Annotated in this window: 17 protein-coding genes; 7 read left to right on the top strand and 10 right to left on the bottom strand. The window is 66.7% G+C overall.

Features of this window, described 5'->3' with window-relative positions; translation table 11 throughout:
* The first annotated feature begins 641 nt into the window (after positions 1 to 641).
* A complete protein-coding gene (gene gltB / locus MAAFP003_RS26990) occupies positions 642 to 5,225 on the top strand; it encodes a glutamate synthase large subunit (protein WP_096291452.1) in 4,584 nt (1,527 codons plus the stop codon).
* Positions 5,218 to 6,684, top strand: a complete 1,467-nt coding sequence (locus MAAFP003_RS26985; protein ID WP_096290645.1) for a glutamate synthase subunit beta — start codon at positions 5,218 to 5,220, stop codon at positions 6,682 to 6,684. Before gltB ends, MAAFP003_RS26985 begins: the two co-directional genes overlap by 8 nt.
* A gap of 350 nt (positions 6,685 to 7,034) precedes the next feature.
* Here MAAFP003_RS26985 and MAAFP003_RS26980 read toward each other — a convergent pair whose 3' ends face one another.
* Positions 7,035 to 7,610 (bottom strand): TetR/AcrR family transcriptional regulator, encoded by a 576-nt coding sequence (locus tag MAAFP003_RS26980; RefSeq protein WP_096290644.1) that lies wholly within the window; start codon positions 7,608 to 7,610, stop codon positions 7,035 to 7,037.
* A gap of 85 nt (positions 7,611 to 7,695) precedes the next feature.
* Between MAAFP003_RS26980 and MAAFP003_RS26975 the strand changes: the two genes are divergently transcribed.
* On the top strand, positions 7,696 to 8,574 hold the full coding sequence (locus tag MAAFP003_RS26975) for an alpha/beta fold hydrolase (protein WP_096290643.1): 879 nt from the start codon (positions 7,696 to 7,698) through the stop codon (positions 8,572 to 8,574).
* Positions 8,571 to 9,368 carry a maleylpyruvate isomerase N-terminal domain-containing protein gene (locus tag MAAFP003_RS26970; RefSeq protein WP_096290642.1) on the top strand — a complete coding sequence of 266 codons (798 nt, stop codon included), beginning with the start codon at positions 8,571 to 8,573 and terminating at the stop codon, positions 9,366 to 9,368. Before MAAFP003_RS26975 ends, MAAFP003_RS26970 begins: the two co-directional genes overlap by 4 nt.
* A 212-nt stretch (positions 9,369 to 9,580) precedes the next feature.
* On the opposite strand, the gene MAAFP003_RS26965 is transcribed toward MAAFP003_RS26970, so the two are convergent.
* A complete protein-coding gene (locus MAAFP003_RS26965; protein ID WP_096290641.1) occupies positions 9,581 to 10,432 on the bottom strand; it encodes an LLM class F420-dependent oxidoreductase in 852 nt (283 codons plus the stop codon).
* A gap of 51 nt (positions 10,433 to 10,483) precedes the next feature.
* On the opposite strand from MAAFP003_RS26965, the gene MAAFP003_RS26960 reads away from it, so the two are divergent.
* Together MAAFP003_RS26960 and MAAFP003_RS26955 are read left to right on the top strand one after the other, a co-directional pair.
* Positions 10,484 to 10,915 carry a hypothetical protein gene (locus tag MAAFP003_RS26960; protein WP_096291450.1) on the top strand — a complete coding sequence of 144 codons (432 nt, stop codon included), beginning with the start codon at positions 10,484 to 10,486 and terminating at the stop codon, positions 10,913 to 10,915.
* A gap of 10 nt (positions 10,916 to 10,925) precedes the next feature.
* Positions 10,926 to 11,933, top strand: a complete 1,008-nt coding sequence (locus MAAFP003_RS26955; protein WP_096290640.1) for a PHP domain-containing protein — start codon at positions 10,926 to 10,928, stop codon at positions 11,931 to 11,933.
* A gap of 4 nt (positions 11,934 to 11,937) precedes the next feature.
* Here the strand turns inward: MAAFP003_RS26955 and MAAFP003_RS26950 are convergent, their stop codons facing one another.
* From MAAFP003_RS26950 to MAAFP003_RS26940, 3 genes are all read right to left on the bottom strand, one after another.
* Positions 11,938 to 12,693: a YoaK family protein gene (locus tag MAAFP003_RS26950; protein WP_096290639.1), complete on the bottom strand. Its 756-nt coding sequence runs from the start codon at positions 12,691 to 12,693 to the stop codon at positions 11,938 to 11,940.
* Between the two features lie 151 nt (positions 12,694 to 12,844).
* Positions 12,845 to 14,044 (bottom strand): DNA polymerase IV, encoded by a 1,200-nt coding sequence (gene dinB, locus MAAFP003_RS26945; protein ID WP_096290638.1) that lies wholly within the window; start codon positions 14,042 to 14,044, stop codon positions 12,845 to 12,847.
* Positions 14,045 to 14,067: 23 nt separating this feature from the next.
* Positions 14,068 to 14,709, bottom strand: coding sequence for a TetR/AcrR family transcriptional regulator (locus MAAFP003_RS26940; RefSeq protein WP_096290637.1), 642 nt, complete (start codon positions 14,707 to 14,709; stop codon positions 14,068 to 14,070).
* 77 nt (positions 14,710 to 14,786) lie between these two features.
* On the opposite strand from MAAFP003_RS26940, the gene MAAFP003_RS26935 reads away from it, so the two are divergent.
* Positions 14,787 to 16,256, top strand: coding sequence for a flavin-containing monooxygenase (locus MAAFP003_RS26935; RefSeq protein ID WP_096290636.1), 1,470 nt, complete (start codon positions 14,787 to 14,789; stop codon positions 16,254 to 16,256).
* On the opposite strand, the gene rraA is transcribed toward MAAFP003_RS26935, so the two are convergent.
* The 5 genes from rraA to MAAFP003_RS26910 form a co-directional block, all read right to left on the bottom strand.
* Complete coding sequence (gene rraA / locus MAAFP003_RS26930) at positions 16,253 to 16,732, bottom strand: ribonuclease E activity regulator RraA (RefSeq protein ID WP_096290635.1); 480 nt, start codon at positions 16,730 to 16,732, stop codon at positions 16,253 to 16,255. The genes MAAFP003_RS26935 and rraA overlap by 4 nt on opposite strands.
* On the bottom strand, positions 16,732 to 17,169 hold the full coding sequence (locus MAAFP003_RS29985; protein WP_096290634.1) for an Rv3852 family protein: 438 nt from the start codon (positions 17,167 to 17,169) through the stop codon (positions 16,732 to 16,734). The genes rraA and MAAFP003_RS29985 overlap by 1 nt, the downstream gene beginning before the upstream one ends.
* Before the next feature lie 105 nt (positions 17,170 to 17,274).
* Entirely contained in the window at positions 17,275 to 17,796 is a 522-nt protein-coding gene (locus tag MAAFP003_RS26920) for a copper resistance CopC family protein (RefSeq protein WP_096290633.1), read from the bottom strand.
* Complete coding sequence (locus MAAFP003_RS26915; protein ID WP_096290632.1) at positions 17,793 to 18,458, bottom strand: YcnI family protein; 666 nt, start codon at positions 18,456 to 18,458, stop codon at positions 17,793 to 17,795. Before MAAFP003_RS26915 ends, MAAFP003_RS26920 begins: the two co-directional genes overlap by 4 nt.
* 15 nt (positions 18,459 to 18,473) lie before the next feature.
* Positions 18,474 to 19,130 carry a DUF6474 family protein gene (locus MAAFP003_RS26910; RefSeq protein ID WP_096290631.1) on the bottom strand — a complete coding sequence of 219 codons (657 nt, stop codon included), beginning with the start codon at positions 19,128 to 19,130 and terminating at the stop codon, positions 18,474 to 18,476.
* Positions 19,131 to 19,213: the final 83 nt, after the last annotated feature.

The raw sequence follows: 19,213 nt of genomic DNA, 5'->3' as shown, positions 1-19,213 counted from the left end.
GATCGATCATGGCGCGCTGGCCGGCCGGCAAGGGCGACCCGGCCCGTTCGGCCCAGTATCTCCCCGCGCGCTCCCATTTGTATCGCGCAAACTCGCACAGGCCCTAATACGGTGCCGGTGTGACGGCTGGGGTGCCCGCGGCCATCCCGGCGCGCGTCATGGGGGGCATGGCTGCCACGTCTTATCGGTATCGGTCGCGCGGATGCGCGGGCCCACTGTGATCACCGCCATCCCGATGCCGTCCGCAGGCCGGCGTCACAGCAAACCCGACGAGGCGATCGGTCCGGCCGCCGCCCGTTTCGGGTCTGCGCTGTCGCGCGTGGATTGTCGGCGGTCGAAGCGTATTTCCCCGGGTCATCGATCGCCGCCCGCAGCGAATTTACGTTGCCGCTACCTGCCGGGTAGACTCGGCCAAGTTGGCATGTCAGGCGGTTTTTGTCATATCGTTTTACGACTTGTCGAGACCGGGTACACGCCACCGTTCAGCGCCGCACGGACGATTCCCCCATCGGATCATTTTCCGCCTGGGAGACAGCCTATCGACAAGACCGAAGGGGTCGGCTCGCAACCTCCGGGTGCAGCCCCCGTCGGAGCCACTGAAAACGGTCGCGCAGCAGGTTCTGGTGAAGAGGCAGGTGCATATGACGCCCACGCGCGTTGGGTTGTATAACCCCGCGTTCGAGCACGATTCGTGCGGGGTTGCCATGGTCGTCGACATGCACGGCCGACGGAGCCGCGACATCGTCGACAAGGCGATCACCGCACTGGTCAATCTCGAGCATCGTGGCGCCCAGGGCGCCGAGCCGCGCAGCGGTGACGGCGCGGGCATCCTGATTCAGGTCCCCGACGCGTTTCTGCGCGAAGTCGTGGACTTCGAGCTGCCCGCCGCGGGCAGTTATGCCACCGGTATCGCGTTCCTGCCGCAGTCGTCCAAGGATGCCGCGGCCGCATGTGCCGCCGTCGAGAAGATCGCCGAATCCGAGGGCCTGACGGTCCTGGGTTGGCGCAACGTGCCCACCGACGATTCGTCGCTGGGTGCGCTGTCCCGCGATGCCATGCCCACCTTCCGTCAGGTGTTCATGACCGGCGCTTCCGACATGACGCTGGAACGCCGTTGCTACGTCGTGCGCAAGCGTGCCGAGCACGAACTCGGTACCAAGGGCCCGGGCCAAGACGGGCCCGGACGCGAAACCGTATATTTCCCAAGCCTTTCCGGCCAGACAATGGTCTACAAGGGCATGCTGACCACCCCGCAGCTCAAGGCGTTTTACCTTGACCTGCAAGACGATCGGATGACCAGCGCGCTGGGCATCGTGCACTCCCGCTTCTCGACCAACACCTTCCCGTCCTGGCCGCTGGCCCATCCCTTCCGGCGGATCGCCCACAACGGTGAGATCAACACCGTCACCGGCAACGAGAACTGGATGCGCGCCCGTGAGGCGCTGATCAAGACCGACATCTTCGGTTCGGTCGACGACCTGGAGAAGTTGTTCCCGATCTGCACTCCGGGCGCCTCCGACACGGCGCGCTTCGACGAGGCGCTGGAATTGTTGCACCTGGGCGGGCGCAGCCTGCCGCACGCGGTGCTGATGATGATTCCGGAGGCGTGGGAGCGCAACGAGACGATGGACCCGGCGCGCCGCGCCTTCTACGAGTACCACGCATCGCTGATGGAACCGTGGGACGGCCCGGCATCAATGACGTTTACCGACGGCACCATCGTGGGCGCCGTGCTGGACCGCAATGGCCTTCGCCCATCCCGTATTTGGGTCACCGAAGACGGTTTGGTGGTGATGGCCTCCGAGGCGGGTGTCCTGGACCTGGACCCGTCGACGGTGGTGCAGCGGATGCGCCTGCAGCCGGGCCGGATGTTCCTGGTGGACACCACCCAGGGCCGCATCGTCTCCGACGAGGAGATCAAGGCCGAGCTGGCCGCCGAGCATCCGTACCAGGAGTGGCTCGACAAGAACCTGGTACCGCTCGAGTCGTTGCCGCAGGGCAAGTACGTGCGGATGGCACACGATCGACTTGTCATGCGGCAGTTGGCCTTTGGTTACACCTATGAGGAGCTCAACCTGCTGGTGGCGCCGATGGTGCGCACCGGCGCCGAGCCGATCGGGTCGATGGGCACCGACACGCCGGTCGCGGTGCTCTCGCAGCGTCCGCGGATGCTCTACGACTATTTCCACCAACTGTTCGCTCAGGTGACCAACCCGCCGCTGGACGCCATCCGCGAGGAGGTGGTGACCAGTTTGCAGGGCACCACCGGCGGGGAGCGCGACCTGCTCAGCCCGGACGAATACTCGTGTCACCAGATCATGCTGCGACAGCCGATTCTGCGTAACCATGAGCTGGCCAAGCTGATCAACCTGAATCCCGACGACGCCGTCAACGGGCGCCCACATGGCATGTGCTCGAAGGTGATTCGCTGTCTGTACCCGGTCGCCGAAGGTGGCGCCGGGCTGGCAGCCGCGCTCGAAGAGGTGCGTGCACAGGCGTCGGCCGCGATCGCCGACGGCGCCCGGGTGATCATCCTGTCCGACCGCGACTCCAACGAGAAGATGGCACCGATACCGTCGCTGCTCGCCGTCGCCGGAGTTCACCACCACCTGGTGCGCGATCGGACCCGCACCCATGTGGGACTGGTGGTCGAATCCGGTGATGCCCGCGAGGTGCACCACATGGCGATGCTGATCGGTTGCGGCGCGGCCGCGGTCAACCCGTACCTCGCGTTCGAATCGATCGAGGACATGCTCGACCGCGGCGTGATCGACGGGATTGATCGCGACAAGGCGCTGAACAACTACGTGAAGGCCGCCGGCAAGGGCGTGCTGAAAGTTATGTCCAAGATGGGCATTTCGACGCTGGCCTCCTACACCGGCGCCCAGCTGTTCCAGGCTATCGGGATCTCCGAGGACGTGCTCGACGAGTACTTCACCGGGCTGGTCTGCCCGACCGGCGGCATCACGCTGGATGACGTCGCCACCGACGTCGCCGTGCGCCACGATCTGGCCTATCTGGACCGGCCCGACGAGCGCGCGCACCGCGAGCTCGAGGTGGGTGGGGACTACCAGTGGCGCCGCGAGGGCGAGTATCACCTGTTCAACCCGGAGACCGTGTTCAAGCTGCAGCACGCCACCCGCACCGGCCAGTACAAGATCTTCAAGGACTACACCCGCCTGGTCGACGATCAGAGCGAGCGGATGGCGTCGTTGCGCGGCCTGCTGAAGTTCCGCGGCGACGTGCGACCCCCGGTTCCGCTGGACGAGGTCGAGCCCGCCAGCGAGATCGTCAAACGGTTCTCGACCGGAGCGATGAGCTACGGCTCGATCTCCGCCGAGGCGCACGAGACGCTCGCCATCGCGATGAACCGCCTCGGTGGGCGATCCAACAGCGGTGAGGGTGGCGAGGACGTCAAGCGTTTCGATCCCGATTCCAACGGGGACTGGCGCCGCAGCGCGATCAAGCAGGTCGCCTCGGCGCGGTTCGGCGTCACGTCGCACTACCTGACCAACTGCACCGACATCCAGATCAAGATGGCCCAGGGCGCCAAACCCGGTGAGGGCGGCCAACTTCCAGGGCACAAGGTGTACCCGTGGGTGGCAGAGGTCCGGCACTCGACGCCCGGCGTTGGTCTGATCTCACCGCCGCCGCACCACGACATCTACTCGATCGAGGATCTCGCGCAGTTGATCCACGACCTGAAGAACTCCAACCCGGCGGCGCGCGTTCACGTCAAACTGGTCTCCGAGAACGGCGTCGGCACGGTCGCCGCGGGTGTGTCCAAGGCGCACGCCGACGTGGTGCTGATCTCCGGCCACGACGGCGGCACCGGTGCCACGCCGCTCACCTCGCAGAAGCACGCGGGTGCCCCATGGGAGCTGGGGCTGGCCGAGACGCAGCAGACCTTGCTGCTCAACGGGTTACGTGACCGGATCGTCGTCCAGGTGGACGGACAGCTCAAGACCGGCCGCGACGTGATGATCGGCGCACTGTTGGGTGCCGAGGAGTTCGGCTTCGCCACCGCCCCGCTGGTCGTCGCGGGCTGCATCATGATGCGGGTCTGCCACCTCGACACCTGCCCGGTCGGTGTGGCGACCCAGAACCCGGTGCTGCGGGATCGCTTCACCGGCAAGCCGGAGTTCGTCGAGAACTTCTTCATGTTCATCGCCGAGGAAGTCCGGGAGTACATGGCGCAGTTGGGCTTCCGCACCTTCAACGAGGCCGTCGGCCAAGTGGGGTCGCTGGACACCACGCTGGCGCGGGCGCACTGGAAGGCGCACAAGCTGGATCTTGCCCCGGTGCTGCACGAGCCGGAGTCCGCGTTCATGAACCAGGATCTGTACTGCAGCTCGCGTCAGGACCACGGCCTGGACAAGGCGCTGGATCAGCAGTTGATCGTGATGAGCCGCGAGGCGCTGGATTCGGGTAAACCAGTCCGGTTCTCCACCACCATCAGCAACGTCAACCGCACGGTGGGCACGATGCTCGGCCACGAGCTGACGAAAGCCTATGGCGGTCAGGGCTTGCCGGATGGAACGATCGACATCACCTTCGACGGCTCCGCGGGCAACAGCTTCGGTGCCTTTGTGCCCAAGGGCATCACCTTGCGGGTGTACGGCGACGCCAACGACTACGTGGGCAAGGGTCTGTCTGGGGGCCGGATCGTGGTGCGGCCATCGGACAACGCGCCGGTGGACTACGTCGCCGAGGAGAACATCATCGGCGGCAACGTGATCCTGTTCGGCGCCACCAGCGGCGAGGCCTTCCTGCGTGGCGTGGTCGGCGAGCGGTTCGCGGTGCGTAACTCCGGGGCCCACGCCGTGGTCGAAGGCGTAGGCGATCACGGTTGCGAGTACATGACCGGCGGCCGGGTGGTGATTCTCGGCCACACCGGGCGTAACTTCGCGGCCGGTATGTCCGGCGGTGTGGCCTACGTCTACGACCCCGGCGAGCAACTGCCGCAGAACCTGAACACCGAGATGGTGGACCTGGAGAGTGTCGACTCCGATGACGTCGAGTTCCTGCGCGGAATCATCCAGGCACATGTCGATGCGACGGATTCCGCGGTCGGCCAGCGGGTTCTGGCCGACTGGCATTCCCAGCAACGGCATTTCGCCAAGGTGATGCCCCGGGACTACAAGAAGGTATTGCAGGCGATCGCCCAAGCGGAGCGCGACGGCGTCGATGTCGACAAGGCGATTATGGCGGCGGCGCATGGCTGATCCCACTGGCTTTCTCAAGTACACCCATCGGGAGCTGCCGCAACGCCGGCCGGTCCCGCTGCGGTTGAAGGACTGGAACGAGGTCTACCAGGAATTCAACGACGACACTCTGCGCGAGCAGGCGACCCGTTGCATGGACTGCGGTATTCCCTTCTGCCACAACGGTTGTCCGCTGGGCAACCTGATACCGGAGTGGAATGACCTGGTGCGCAGGGGCCGGTGGCGCGAAGCGATCGAGCGGCTGCACGCGACCAACAACTTCCCCGACTTCACCGGCCGGCTCTGTCCGGCGCCGTGCGAGCCGGCGTGTGTGCTGGGCATCAACCAGGACCCGGTCACGATCAAGCAGATCGAGCTGGAGATCATCGACCACGCCTTCGACCAGGGTCTCGTCGAGCCGAAGCCGCCGACCCAGCTGACCGGAAAGACCGTTGCCGTAATCGGTTCGGGCCCGGCCGGTTTGGCCGCCGCCCAGCAGCTCACCCGCGCGGGACACAGCGTCACCGTCTTCGAGCGGGCCGACCGCATCGGCGGGTTGCTGCGCTACGGCATTCCGGAATTCAAGATGGAGAAGCGCGTCCTCGACCGCCGGCTGGACCAAATGCGCGCCGAGGGAACCGAATTCCGGGCCGGCGTCAATGTCGGAGTCGACACCACCGCGCAGCAGCTGCTCGCCGACTTCGACGCGGTGGTGCTGGCCGGCGGTGCCACCGCCTGGCGTGACCTGCCGATCCCGGGGCGGGAACTAGCCGGCATCCATCAGGCGATGGAATACCTGCCGTGGGGTAACCGCGTGCAGGAGGGCGACGACGTACTGGGTCCCGACGGGCAGCCGCCGATCACCGCCAAAGGCAAGAAGGTGGTCATCATCGGCGGCGGCGACACCGGAGCCGACTGCCTGGGCACCGCGCACCGGCAGGGCGCGGCCAGCGTGCACCAGTTCGAGATCATGCCGCGGCCGCCGGAGGCGCGCGCCGAGTCGACGCCGTGGCCGACCTACCCGCTGATGTACCGGGTCTCATCTGCCCACGAAGAGGGCGGCGAGCGGGTGTTCTCGGTCAACACCGAGGAGTTCGTCGGCAAGGACGGGCACGTGAGCGCGCTCAAGGTCCACGAGGTGCAGATGCAGGACGGCAAGTTCGTCAAGGTCGAGGGCTCGGATTTCGAGCTCGAAGCGGACGTGGTGTTCCTGGCGATGGGCTTCGTCGGCCCGGAGAAGGCGGGTCTGCTCACCGACCTCGACGTGAAGTTCACCGAGCGCGGCAACGTCGCGCGAGGCGCCGATTACGAGACCTCGGTGCCCGGCGTTTACGTTGCCGGAGACATGGGCCGAGGCCAGTCGCTGATCGTCTGGGCGATCGCCGAGGGCAGGGCCGCCGCGGCGGGTGTGGACCGGTATTTGATGGGGTCAACCGCCCTTCCCACGCCGATCAAGCCGACGGCCGCACCGCTTCAGTAGTCACACCAGTCACATCAGAAACACGCGAATGTTTGTTCGGCGAGTCTCCCGCAGTTTGCCAGCGCGTGGGTGTCTAATAACGACTTGTGCGCTTCGTCACAACGGGGCCACGGCTAAACAGATCGATCGCAGGAGTGGTCACTGTGCATGTGAACCCAGTACCTAGTTCGCGGGTGGGGCGAATGGCCTGGTCATGGTTTCGTCACCCGGTGAAAAGTCGCGAGTTTCCCGCTAAGCAAGAGCGCCTGGTAACTGCCCAGGAGTTGTTGCTGTTCGGGGTGTAACCGCACGTTGTTCTTATTGGTCCCGCCCGTGCCGGCGCGCGTCGCGTTTGCTCGTCGGGTGTTCGGTCAGCCAGTGCCGGTAAGAGCCCCGAATGTCGTCTCGAAGAACAGATCGAGCGGCTGCGAGTGGCCGTAGACCCGGCGGCGCACTAGCGCACCCTGAAAGGCGTCGATCAGGGCGGCCGCGACGTCCGCGGGGTGACGGTCGGCGGAGATTTCGCCGCTGGCCCGGGCGCGGCCGAGCGTGGCGGCCAGTGCGTCGATCCATCGATCGAAGCCGGCCCGGACCGCGGCGGCCAGCCTGGGGTATTCGGGAGAGATGCCGGTACTGAACGTGCCGAGTAGACAGCCTGACTGATCCGCCGGGTCGCGGCGGGCGACCAGGCGCTCGAAGTGGCGACGGACGGCCGTCAGCGCCGAGACATCGCTGTCTGCCAGTCCGTCGAGGCCCAGGGTGCCGACGTACCGGTCGACATGCGCTATCGCGAAGTCTTCTTTGCTCGGGAAGTGGTTGTAGAAGGATCCTTTGGGTACATCGGCCGCCGCGACCAGGTCGTTTACGCTCGCGCCCGCAAACCCGCGGGCCAGCCACACGCTAAGCGTCCGCTCCACGAGCTGGTCCTTGAGGCTCGGTCTGCCCACGTCTCACACAATAGGCCGGAGGTGGTCCGCGGCCAAGACGACCGGTCGTGTGGCCAAGCAAGACGACTGGTCATATACTCGCGCCATGGCCTTGCGGACGACAGACCCCGCCGAAACGTATCTGCGCACCTGGACGACGGGACGGGCCCGGTGGTTTACCCGGCCGGACGGGACTCGGTTGCGCTACGTCGCCGTCGGCGAGGGACCTCCGCTGCTGCTGTTGCACACGGTCCGCACTCAGTTGGATTACTTCCAGCGCGTGATCGCGCCACTCGCGGAACGCCATCGCGTCCATGCCCTGGACTTCCCGGGCATGGGTTGGTCGGACATCCGGAAGGGGGCCACCTACGATCACGACGACCTGCAGCGCGCCGTGGTCGAATTCGTCCGCGGGCTGGAGCTGACGGACCTGACCCTGGTGGGAGAGTCGATCGGGGCGGCGATCGCGCTGACCGCATCGGTGGAACTGGGTCAGCGGGTGGTCCGCGTGGTCGCCTCCAACACCTACGACTATCCCCAGGGCGTGCAGCGGGCCAACCTGCTGGCGGGCGTCATCGTGTCCTCGGTACGTGCCCCGCTGGTGGGTCCGGTCTTCGCAGCTTTGGAAAACAGGGCGATCCTCAAGGGCATCATGCGCGGCGGATACGCCGACCCGGCGCAACTGCCGGAGCCGTTCCTCGACGAACTCGTACGGGTGGGGAGCCGGCCAGGGTATGCGGGCGTCGCGCGTGCGATTTACCGCAACCTGCCTACATTGATCGCCGCCCGGGATCGTTATGCGTCCATCACTGCTCCCGTGACGTTGCTCTACAGCGACGGCGACTGGTCGCGCGAAGCAGACCGCGCCAACACCGCCGCGGCCATTCCCTCGGCGTCGGTGCACACCGTCGCGCACGCCGGCCACTTCCTGGCGATGGAGAAGCCGCGGGAGTTCATCGGCGCGGTGCTTAACGAGCGCCCGTGAGCGACGGTGGTATTCGGGGGATGCGCGCGGCGGGCGCCGACCTGTTCGACGTGGCCGAAGCGCTCACCGCGGAGCAGTGGAATCTAGCCAGCGCCGCAGTGGGATGGACGGTCAAGGATGTGTTCATCCACCTCGGTTCGCTGCTGGAGTTCCTGCAGCTCGCCATCGGGGGCGCCGACGTTCCGCCATTGGGCATCGAGCGGCTCAACGATCAGGCCGTTGCGAGCCGACGAGACTGGAGCTCCGAGCACGTCCTGGCGGTCCTGCGGGACCAACTCGACTCCGCCATTGCGACTTTCACGCCGCTGCAACTAGAGCCGGTCGCGTCCACGGCGATACCCCTGCTGGACCTGGGGGTCTACCCCCTGCACGCGGTCACCGACATGTTCACCTTCGACATGACGACGCATCTGCGCTACGACGTCCTCGCCCCGCGCGGGCCGGTCGACGTGGACGCTCCGGCACTGGACGAGACGCGGTTGTCTCCGGCAGTGGCCTGGCTCATCGGAGGGCTCTCGCAGATGCAGCCCGATTTGACGGACCATCTCCTCGCTCCGATCAGCCTGCGCCTCACCGGCCCCGGCGAGCGCCGCATATTGGTCGAACCCGGGGAGGGCGCGCTGCGGGTCAGCGAAACGGACGACGCCGACGCGCGACCCGTCGCTACTGTGACATCGACGGCCGACGACTTCCTTGCGTGGTCCACGCAGCGCTTACCGTGGTCCGAACTGGTCGACATCGACGGCGACCGAGATATCGCCCGGCGATTTCTCGATGCGGTCAACCTCGTTTGATCGGAGCCAAGGACGGCGGTTGTCGATGGTGCGGAAGCCACGCATTTTGCGTCACCGGGGCGGCCGAACACCTCAAAACGCTTACGCGCCTGGTGGCCTCGGGCCGCTACGACCAACTGGACACCGACGATCTCCCGGAGCTACCGGGCAGACCTGCCAAGACGCTGCGGTCGGCACGGGAGGTGTCCTAAGCGGCGGACGTGCCTGGAAAATCATCCGTCCAGCAGGCCGGAACCCCGGATGGCCTCGGCCAACGGCTCCAGGACGGCCGGGTCGTGCGGGGGTGGTAGGTAGACGATTCCCAGGTCGAGTCCCTCGGCCCCCAGCCCGGCGGCGGTCTCGATGACCTGTGCGTAGTTGAGGTCCTCACCGAGGCGAACGTGCGCCGACATGGTGATCTCCTTCGGGTCGCGCCCGATGTCCGCGCAGCGCGCCGCCAGGACGTCGCGCTTGCGGGCGAACTCCTCGGGCGTCCCGCCGGCGAAATTCCAGTGCTGGGCGTAGCGCGCGGTCAGCGGCAGCGTGCGCTTCTCGCCGCTGCCGCCGATGCAGATGGGCGGGTGCGGGCGCTGCGGACCCTTGGGTTCGTTGCGCGCGTCCTTGAGCTGGTAGTACTTGCCGTCGAAGTTGGTGGTCTGCTCGCTGAGCAGACTGATCAGCACCTGACAGGCTTCCTCGAACCGGTCGAACCGTTCCCTGATGCTGCCGAGTTCGATGCCGTAGGCGCCGGACTCCTCCTCGTTCCAGCCGGCGCCGATCCCGAGTTCGAGCCGTCCGTCGGAGATGACGTCGAGGGCGGCGGCCATATTCGCCAGGACCGCGGGGTGGCGGTAGTGGATGCCGGTGACCAGGGTGCCCAGCCGCAGCCGCCGGGTGGCCTGCGCTAGCGCGGTCAGCGTGGTCCAGCCCTCCAGGCACGGGCCGGTGCTGTCGGAAAAGATCGGGTAGAAGTGGTCGAAGGTCCACCCGGACTCGAAGACGTCGATATCGTCGGCGGCCTGCCAGACGGAGAGCATGCCGGCCCAGGTGGTGTTCTGCGGTGAGGTTTTGAACGCGAATCGCATGCCATCGACGCTAGTCGAAATTTATGAAGCGCAACTAAACTCATGCGCGCGATGAGTACTGCCCTCGGGATCGACACCAAGATCACCCTGCTGTTCGCCGGCCTGATCTTTTTGCTCGCACTCGTTCTCGGCGTCTGGAAGTACCGCCAGATCATGACGTCGGAGGACCATCAGGCGCACATCTACGTCGACATCGCTCACCGCGCGGCGTTGCTCTACTCATTCGCGACGCTGCTGCTCGCGGTCTTCGTCGGGCTCAGTGCCTGGGCCTCCTGGGTCAACCTGGTCGCGGCGATGGTGGTGGTGTTCTTCTTCGTCGCGGCGATCGCCGCCTACGTCGTCCATGGTGCGCGGCGAGACACGGTCAACCAATTCGAGAAGCCGGTGCGAGGGACCCGGGTGGCGATGGCCATGCTGATCGTCGGCGAGATCGGCGGCTTCGGCGTGATCCTGGCCGGGTTCGTCTGCGGGCAGCTGCTGTAACACTGGAGTCATGGATCCGGTGACCGCGCTGCGACAGATCGCGTATTACAAGGACCGGAGCCGGCAGGACCCCAAACGCGTGATGGCATATCGCAATGCCGCCGACATCGTCGAGGGTTTGGACGAGGCCGAGCGGGAGCGGCACGGGCAGGCCAACAGCTGGCAGACGCTGCCGGGCATCGGACCCAAGACCGCAAAGGTCATCGCCCAGGCCTGGGCCGGCCGTGAGCCCGACGCGCTTGTCGAATTGCGTTCGGAAGCAACAGATCTTGGTGGAGGCGAGGTGCGCGGCGCGCTGCGCGGGGACTTGCACCTGCACTCGAACTGGTCGGACGGCTCGGCGCCGATCGAGGAGATGATGGCAACCGCGGCGGCGCTGGGGCATGAATACTGCGCGTTGACCGATCACTCGCCGCGGCTGACGATCGCCAACGGCCTGTCGCCGGAGCGGTTGCGCAAACAGCTCGACGTGATCGACGGCCTGCGGGACACGTTCGCGTCGATGCGCATCCTCACCGGTATCGAGGTCGACATCCTCGAGGACGGCAGCCTGGATCAGGAGCCCGAGCTGTTGGAACGCCTCGACGTCGTCGTGGCCAGCGTGCACTCCAAGTTGTCGATGGATTCGGCGGCGATGACGCGCCGGATGGTGCGTGCGGTCTCCGACGGCTACGCCGATGTGCTGGGCCACTGCACGGGCCGGCTGGTTTCCGGCAACCGGGGCATCCGGCCGGAATCGAAGTTCGACGCCGAGCAGGTCTTCACCGCCTGTCGCGACCACGGCACCGCGGTGGAGATCAACTCTCGCCCCGAACGCCGCGACCCGCCGACCCGGCTGCTCAATCTGGCGCTGGAGATCGGCTGCGTGTTCAGCATCGACACCGATGCGCACGCCCCCGGCCAGCTGGACTTCCTGGGGTACGGCGCGCAACGCGCCCTGGACGCCGGCGTTCCGGTCGACCGGATCGTGAACACCTGGCCGGCCGACAAGCTGCTGGCGTGGACAGGCTCCAGCTGAGCGGTTAGGCCCGCACCGCTTCCGCCGCCTCGGTAATGGATTCGCCACTGTTGCCGCGGCTGTGCAGCACGTTGGCGCCAGCCACGATTGCGCACGTGGCGGCAGGTATCAGCAGCGAGTATCCACCGAGGTGAGCACCGAACAGGATCCCCGCGATGCCGCCGCCGAGAAACAGCAGCAGGGTCGTCACCAGGATCGCGGCCTTCCACTTCTTGATCCCGTCTTGCCGGGCGCGCCCGAGCATCAGCCCGAGGTCGGTCACGGTCCCGGTGAAGTGGGTGGTGCGGATCGACATCCCGCGGAAGCTCGAGGTCATGCCGTTCTGCAGGCCGAGCGCCGCGGCGGCGAACATCGCCTGGACGGCGGTCAGCTCGACGCCGAGCGATTCGATCTGCGCCTTGACGAAGGTTTCCTCCACGCCCGCGGCGGCCAGGACGAGCAGCGCCGCCTCGGTGAACAACACCACGGCATGGCGCGGGCCCGCCAGCGCCTGGGTGGGTGCGAGAACCGCGCCGGCCATCGTCGCGCCCGCCAGGAAGCCGAACAGGATCGCGGCAAGCACATGGCCCTCGTAGAGCCATGGATTGGCGGTGTTCATGCCTAGCTGGGTGGTGATCGCGGTGAGGTTGCCGACCGGCAACGCCAATATCAGCAGAGCTACCGCGTTGACGAAGCCCGCCGACAACGCGAGTACCGCGCTGTAGCCGAGCAGGAGACCTTCGCGAGGCAGGCCACTGTCGCGGGTGTTGTCCGGCGGCATGTGTTCAGGCACTCACTTTCCGGGGGTCGGTTTTGGCCAGCTTACAAGCGAGCCGTCGGTGCCCGCCCGGCGCGCGCGTCATCTCAAACAAAGCTCATATCATCGAAACAGCTTGGGCTGTAACCACATTGGTAAAGCAGGGGCAACTCAGTCAGTCCGGTAGTAGCGGCATCTCTATACCCGCATCTCGTCCAATCAACACCCCGCGGGTGAGAGCGGATTTGCCGAAGCGCTCACGGACCTGGTCTACCGCGGCGTCGACCGCGAGCGAGTTTTCATACAACGGCAGCATCAGCTGCTGGGCCCCACTGCGGTCGATGCCCGACACCGCGAAACCGACCAGCGTCAAGCCGCGCTGGGCGATCGCGGGTGCGGCGGAGGCGACCAGACCCCGGGCGACGGCCAGGATCGGCTGCGTCGACGCCGTCGCCCCCGGCATCGTATGGGACCGGGTCGCCCGGGTGAAGTCGTCGAACCGCAGGCGCAGCACCACGGTGCGGCCCGTGCGACCGGCTGCGCGCATCCTGGCGGTGATGCGGTCGATCAGGTTGACCACGACCGCATCGACCTCGTTGGGCGACATTGGATTTCCGGCGCGGCCCAACGCGCGCTGGGCACCGACGGACCGGCGTCGCACCCCGGTGTGGACCCGGCGCCGGTCGATATTGCGCGACAGCGCATACAGCTGGCGGCCCATCCCCGCACCCAGCAGCGAGGCCAGCGTCGACTCGCTGAGCTCGGCGACATCGGCGACCGTCGTGATGCCGTAGCCGTGCAACTTGTCTGCGGTCACCGCGCCCACGCCCCACAATCGGCGCACCGGCAACGGCCGCAGGAACGCCAGCTCACGATCGGGCTGCACCAGCAGCAGCCCATCCGGCTTGGCCTCCTGGCTGGCGACCTTGGCCAAGAATTTGGTGCGGGCGATGCCGACGGTGATCGGCAGGCCGACCCGCTCCCGCACGTCGCACCGCAGCCGTTCGGCGATCTCGACCGGCGTGCCCGAGACCCGGCGCAGGCCGCCCACGTCGAGGAATGCCTCGTCCACCGACAGCGGCTCGACGATGGGTGTGGCATCGCGGAACACCTCGAAGACCGCATCACTGGCCCGTGAATACGCCGACATGCGCGGCGGCACCACGACGGCGTCGGGACATAGGCGCCGGGCCTGCTGGCCGCCCATCGCGGTGCGTACGCCGTAGGCCTTGGCCTCGTAGCTGGCGGCCAGTACGACGCCGCCGCCCACGATCACCGGGCGACCGCGCAGCGTCGGGTCGTCACGCTGTTCCACCGACGCGTAGAACGAGTCCAGGTCGGCGTGCAGGATGGACGCATCACACCGCACGAACATATGTTCGCACGCGGCGGTGACAGCTAGCCGGATTCGCCGTAGATGCTGCTGAGCCAGATGTGGGTGAGGGTGTCGACGACCCGCTCCGCTTGGACGGCCGGTGTCTCGGCGGACAGTGCCGCCATCATGGTGCGTTCGTTCATCTGGTTCAGCGACGTCGCCAAGTCGGCGGCGGGGATGGTGTTCGGCGCGGCACCGCGCTCTCGCTCGGCGGTGATCATGGCGGCGGTCTGATCGATCCATTTCTGCATGAATCCCGACCACAACGCCCGCAGCTCCGCGCTGGTCGCCATTGCCTCCGTGGCGGTCCGCGCGACGGCCCGGTGGGTGGAGAATTCGGTGAAGAACGCCTTGATGCCGTTGCGCCATACCCGGCGCGGATCCTTCGGCAGCCGCATCACGGCGCCGTCGAACTCGGCGTCGGCCCGCGCGATCACCGGCTCGAGCAGCGACAGCAGCACGGCCTCTTTCGACTTGAAATAGAAGTAGAACGTCGGGCGCGAGATGCCGGCACCTTTGGCGAGGTCGTCGACCGAAATGTCGGCGAGTGAACGCTCCTCGAGCAGCCGCTCGGCGGTCGCGAGGATGGCCTGCTCACGGTCGTCACCCGAAGGGCGCATCGAACGGCGGCCGCGCAGGGCGCGCGTCTGGCCGGCTGCTGTCACCCCCGCTACTTTACACACGGTTGATGATTTCGACAGCGTGTTGACTAGCTCGACACCGCGTTGATAGCGTGGCCCTCATGACTGAGCACCTGGACGTCGTAATCGTGGGCGCCGGCATCTCCGGCGTGAGCGCGGCCTGGCACCTGCAGGACCGCTGCCCGACCAAGAGCTACGCGATCCTGGAACGCCGCGACGACCTCGGCGGCACCTGGGACTTGTTCAAGTATCCGGGCATCCGGTCCGACTCCGACATGTTCACGCTCGGGTTCCGGTTCAAGCCGTGGCGTTCGGCGAAGTCGATCGCCGACGGTGCCGACATCAAGGCCTACATCAAGGAAGCCGCGGTCGAGAACGGCATCGAACGACACATCCGCTACCGCCACCGCGTGGTGGCCGCCGATTGGTCCGACGCCGACAACCAATGGACCCTCACCGTCGAGAACGACGGCCAGCGGAGCGACATCACCTGTTCCTTCGTGTTCGCGTGTACCGGCTACTACAACTACGACGAGGGGTATTCGCCGACGTTCCCCGGTGCCGAGGACTTCGGCGGCACCATCATCCACCCCCAGCACTGGCCCGAAGACCTCGACTACGCGGGCAAGAAGATCGTCGTGATCGGCTCGGGTGCTACCGCGATCACGTTGATTCCCGCCCTGGTCAACTCCGGCTCCGGACATGTGACGATGCTGCAGCGCTCACCGACCTACATCGGCTCGCTGCCCGGGACCGACCCGTTCGCGGTGCGGTTCAACCGGTGGCTCCCCGATCGGCTGGCGCACCTCGCAAATCGCTGGAAAGCCATCGCGTTCAGCACTTTCCAGTATCAGCTGGCCCGCAAGCGGCCGGCCTACATGCGCAAGACGCTGATGACGATGGCGCAGCGCCGGCTGCCAAAGGACTACGACGTCGAAAAGCACTTCGGTCCCAGCTACAACGTGTGGGATCAGCGGCTGTGCCTGGCGCCCGACGGCGACTTCTTCCGGGCCATCCGGCACGGCAAGGCCGACGTCGTCACCGACACCATCGACCGGTTCACCAAGACCGGAATCAAGCTCACCTCGGGTGCGGAACTGCAGGCCGACATCATCGTCACCGCAACGGGATTGAACATGCAATTGCTCGGGGGGCTGCAGCCCACCCGCAACGGCGAACCTTTCGATCTGACCTCGCTGATGACCTACAAGGGCTGCATGTTCTCCGGAGTTCCGAACTTCGTCATCACCTTCGGCTACACCAATGCATCCTGGACACTGAAGGCCGATCTGGTGTCGGAGTTCTTCTGCCGCGTGCTGAACTACATGGACGACAACGGCTTTGACAACGTGGAGCCGCAGCATCCCGGCTCGGACGTCGACGAACTGCCGTTCATGGACTTCAGTCCCGGCTACTTCCAGCGGTCCATGCACTTGCTGCCCAAGTCGGGATCGCGGGCACCGTGGCGTCTCAAGCAGAACTACCTGTTCGACATGCGCACGATCCGGCGCGGCAAGGTCGCCGACGAGAGCCTGCGATTCACGAAAAAGCGTGCACGGGTGGCGGTTTAACCGCTAACGACGACGATTCCGTCGTCGTCACTGTAGGCGATCTCACCGGGTACGAACGTCACACCGCCGAGGCTGATCTCGACATCGCGCTCGCCGACACCACTCTTGCTGCTCTTGCGGGGATTGGTGCCCAGCGCCTTGATGCCGATGCCGATGCCGCGCAACGCGGCTGCGTCACGAACCGCGCCGTTGATGATCAGTCCCGCCCAGCCGTTGGAGCGGGCGAGTTCGGCGATCAGATCTCCGACCAGCGCGCTGTGTAGCGAGCCGGCGCCGTCGATCACCAGCACCCCGCCCCCACCCGGTCGGGAAAGTACGGATTTCAGCAGCGCGTTGTCCTCGAAGCAGCGCACGGTGCTGATCGGTCCGGCGAATTCGGTGCGGCCGCCGAACTGGCGGAACTGAAGATCGCAGCTGCGTACGTCGGGCCCGATTCGGTCGACGAGGTCGGCTGTGGCCTCGAATGACACGCTCATCACCGCCGCCGTAGCTGCCGGATCAGCAGGATCGCGAGCAGGCTCAGAGCTACGGCGACCACGAGTGGCAACGTCGACGAGCCGGGTACCGACGGTGCGATGTTGGCGGACACCGGGTTGTTGGCGCCCTCTACCGTGGATTTCGCCTGTGCGGCAGCATCTTTGGCGGCAGCGACAATTTCACCATCTGGCGGGGGTGGATCCTGCTGCGCCGCCGGCGGTTTCGGGGGCGTTGGCACGGGGCTCTGGGCCGGCGCCTTCTTCGGGGGCGCCTTCTTGGCCGGAGCCTTCTTTGCGACGGCCTTCTTCGCGGGCGCCTTCTTGGCCGGCGCTTTCTTCGCGGGTGCCTTTTTAGCGGCCTTGGCGGGAGGCGTCTGCTCCGGCGGCGTCGCTGCGCCGTTGGCCTCGCTGTTGGGTTGATCTTGAGGGTCTGCCATGCGGCCGCTCCTTCGCAGCTTTCTCTCGGCCATTCCTAGCCCCGCCAAAAGTTACTCGGACCCCATCATGCCAGCACGGGCGATCGCGCCCCGCCGACCAGGCGGTCAGGGCTTGCGGCGCAGGGTCAGCAACAAGCCCGCACCGACGATCGCCACGGCCACCGCGACGAACGGCCACACGGGGATGCCATGGCCGGCGTCGCTGCTGGTGGCGGCGGGTCCCGGCGTGCCGGTCCCGGGCACTGTCAGCCGGAACGACCACGACCCCGACACCACATGACCGTCGGCGGACGTCACCCGGTAATTGACCGTGTAGGTGCCTGTGGGTCCCAGTGAGCGCAGCGCGATGCCGACGATTGCGCCCTGCACGGTGGTGTCTCCGGTGGACCAGACATTGCCGTCCGGCCCGACGACGGTCATGGCCGCGAACGTGGTCTGCAATCGCTCGTTGAAGGTGGCACTGACCCGGCTCGGACCGATGGCGAGAACCGCTTCGTCGGCGGGGTCGGTGGACACCCGAGTGGCGTGCGCGGACGCGACCTGTGCGGTCAGCATCGCAGTAGACAGCAAGGCGGCCAGCAGCAGGCCCACCCAGGCCCCAGGACATGAGGCGGCCGGCCGCCTCATGTCCTGGGCCGGCGGACCAGCACCAGGGCGATGCCCACTGCGGCCACGACCAGGGCGGCTCCGCCCAGCACCCGCGCGATGTTGTCCCCCGACGTCGACTCGTCGCCGTGGTCGGCGGGCATGCCCGAATGGTGGTGCTCGTGCGGAGCGCCCGACCCGGCGCCGAGGGTCAGTGTGGGCACCGGGTGCTCGGGCTCACCACCACCGGCCGCCGGCTGCTGATCCCACCTGACGACAGTCCCGTCGGCGTAGGTCTGGGTGGCCGGGAAGTTGACGGTATCGGTGTCGGGCAGTTTCACCGAGATCCGAAACAACGCGAACTGGTCGACTCCGATGCCGCCGCCCGGTGCCGCCGTCCAGGTCACTGAGTGCACGACGCCGGATGCCGTGTCGCGGTCGAGCTTGGCCGTCCACCCGGGCATCGCTTCGGTGCGCGCGGATGCGACGTCGGGAAGCACGACGCTCAGCGCCGTGGTCGCGGCGCCCTTGTCGGATTCGTTGGGTACCTGAAAGGTCACGATCGCCATGGCGCCCCGGACGGCGGTGTCGGCGCTGGCGTGGACGTGCGCCCACGCGGTGGCGCTGCCGGAGCCGACGAAAAGCGCGGCGGCGGCGGAGACGACAACAAAGACGCGCAACATCCATCTGTCGCGGAATGCCATGTCAGAACACTACTTTCAGGTCAGTCCGAGGCGAGCCATCAGATCTGCTTCGATGCCGTCGAGTTGCGAGGAGATCGCCGAGTGCGCCGCGCGCCGTCGCGCGGCCGGCATGTTCTCCGCGGCGGTGACGGCCGCCGACAAATCGGTGAGCCGCTCCGAGATGGCGGCCACGAACTGCTTGGTCTCGGCGTCCTTGGGCTTTTTCTCCTGCACCATTCGCAGCGACTTTTCCGAGCCGGCGATCCGCGCCGACAGCTGGGCGCCGTGCCCGGAGAACTGGCCGATCTGTGCCAGCGGGATCCCGAGTTGGTCCGCGCGACGCTGGTCGATCATCGCCCGGGCGGCCATCGCCGCCCGGTAGATCACCGGCGTCAGGACAGGTGCCAGCAGCCGCGAGACCGTCAGTACCCGGCGGATCCGCGTCGGCGACAACACCTTGCCCTCCCGTGCCGCCTTGAGTTCGGTCTCGGCGACTTTCAACGCCGCGCGGTCACTGTCGCGCTGCGACTTGATCTGCGCGTTGAGCGCCCTCTCGGCCGCCCGTCGATCGGCCTTCAATCGGCGCGCCTGGTTCTTGGCGTCGAGCTTGGCTTCCAGCTTGGCGCGGGCCTTGATCGCACGGGCTTCGGCACGACGCGTGGCGCGAGTCTTTCGCTTGCGAAACAGGCCCATTCCCGGCCGCCTCCCGGTGTCTCGTGGACTATCGCTGTCGTGTGGACGCGATCCGAAAGCAACCCTAATCGGAACAGGTCGAC

This window comes from Mycobacterium ahvazicum, from assembly GCF_900176255.2.
GTDB classification, from domain to species: domain Bacteria; phylum Actinomycetota; class Actinomycetes; order Mycobacteriales; family Mycobacteriaceae; genus Mycobacterium; species Mycobacterium ahvazicum.
This window is presented reverse-complemented; position numbering and strand designations above follow the sequence as displayed.

Excerpts from the sequence above, each read along its gene's own strand:
- gltB (WP_096291452.1), top strand. The coding sequence starts at position 642 with ATGACGCCCACGCGCGTTGGGTTGTATAACCCCGCGTTCGAGCACGAT.
- MAAFP003_RS26985 (WP_096290645.1), top strand. The coding sequence starts at position 5,218 with ATGGCTGATCCCACTGGCTTTCTCAAGTACACCCATCGGGAGCTGCCG.
- MAAFP003_RS26975 (WP_096290643.1), top strand. The coding sequence starts at position 7,696 with ATGGCCTTGCGGACGACAGACCCCGCCGAAACGTATCTGCGCACCTGG.
- MAAFP003_RS26965 (WP_096290641.1), bottom strand. The coding sequence starts at position 10,432 with ATGCGATTCGCGTTCAAAACCTCACCGCAGAACACCACCTGGGCCGGC.
- MAAFP003_RS26960 (WP_096291450.1), top strand. The coding sequence starts at position 10,484 with ATGAGTACTGCCCTCGGGATCGACACCAAGATCACCCTGCTGTTCGCC.
- MAAFP003_RS26955 (WP_096290640.1), top strand. The coding sequence starts at position 10,926 with ATGGATCCGGTGACCGCGCTGCGACAGATCGCGTATTACAAGGACCGG.
- MAAFP003_RS26950 (WP_096290639.1), bottom strand. The coding sequence starts at position 12,693 with ATGCCGCCGGACAACACCCGCGACAGTGGCCTGCCTCGCGAAGGTCTC.
- dinB (WP_096290638.1), bottom strand. The coding sequence starts at position 14,044 with ATGTTCGTGCGGTGTGATGCGTCCATCCTGCACGCCGACCTGGACTCG.
- MAAFP003_RS26935 (WP_096290636.1), top strand. The coding sequence starts at position 14,787 with ATGACTGAGCACCTGGACGTCGTAATCGTGGGCGCCGGCATCTCCGGC.
- rraA (WP_096290635.1), bottom strand. The coding sequence starts at position 16,732 with ATGAGCGTGTCATTCGAGGCCACAGCCGACCTCGTCGACCGAATCGGG.
- MAAFP003_RS29985 (WP_096290634.1), bottom strand. The coding sequence starts at position 17,169 with ATGGCAGACCCTCAAGATCAACCCAACAGCGAGGCCAACGGCGCAGCG.
- MAAFP003_RS26920 (WP_096290633.1), bottom strand. The coding sequence starts at position 17,796 with ATGAGGCGGCCGGCCGCCTCATGTCCTGGGGCCTGGGTGGGCCTGCTG.
- MAAFP003_RS26915 (WP_096290632.1), bottom strand. The coding sequence starts at position 18,458 with ATGGCATTCCGCGACAGATGGATGTTGCGCGTCTTTGTTGTCGTCTCC.
- MAAFP003_RS26910 (WP_096290631.1), bottom strand. The coding sequence starts at position 19,130 with ATGGGCCTGTTTCGCAAGCGAAAGACTCGCGCCACGCGTCGTGCCGAA.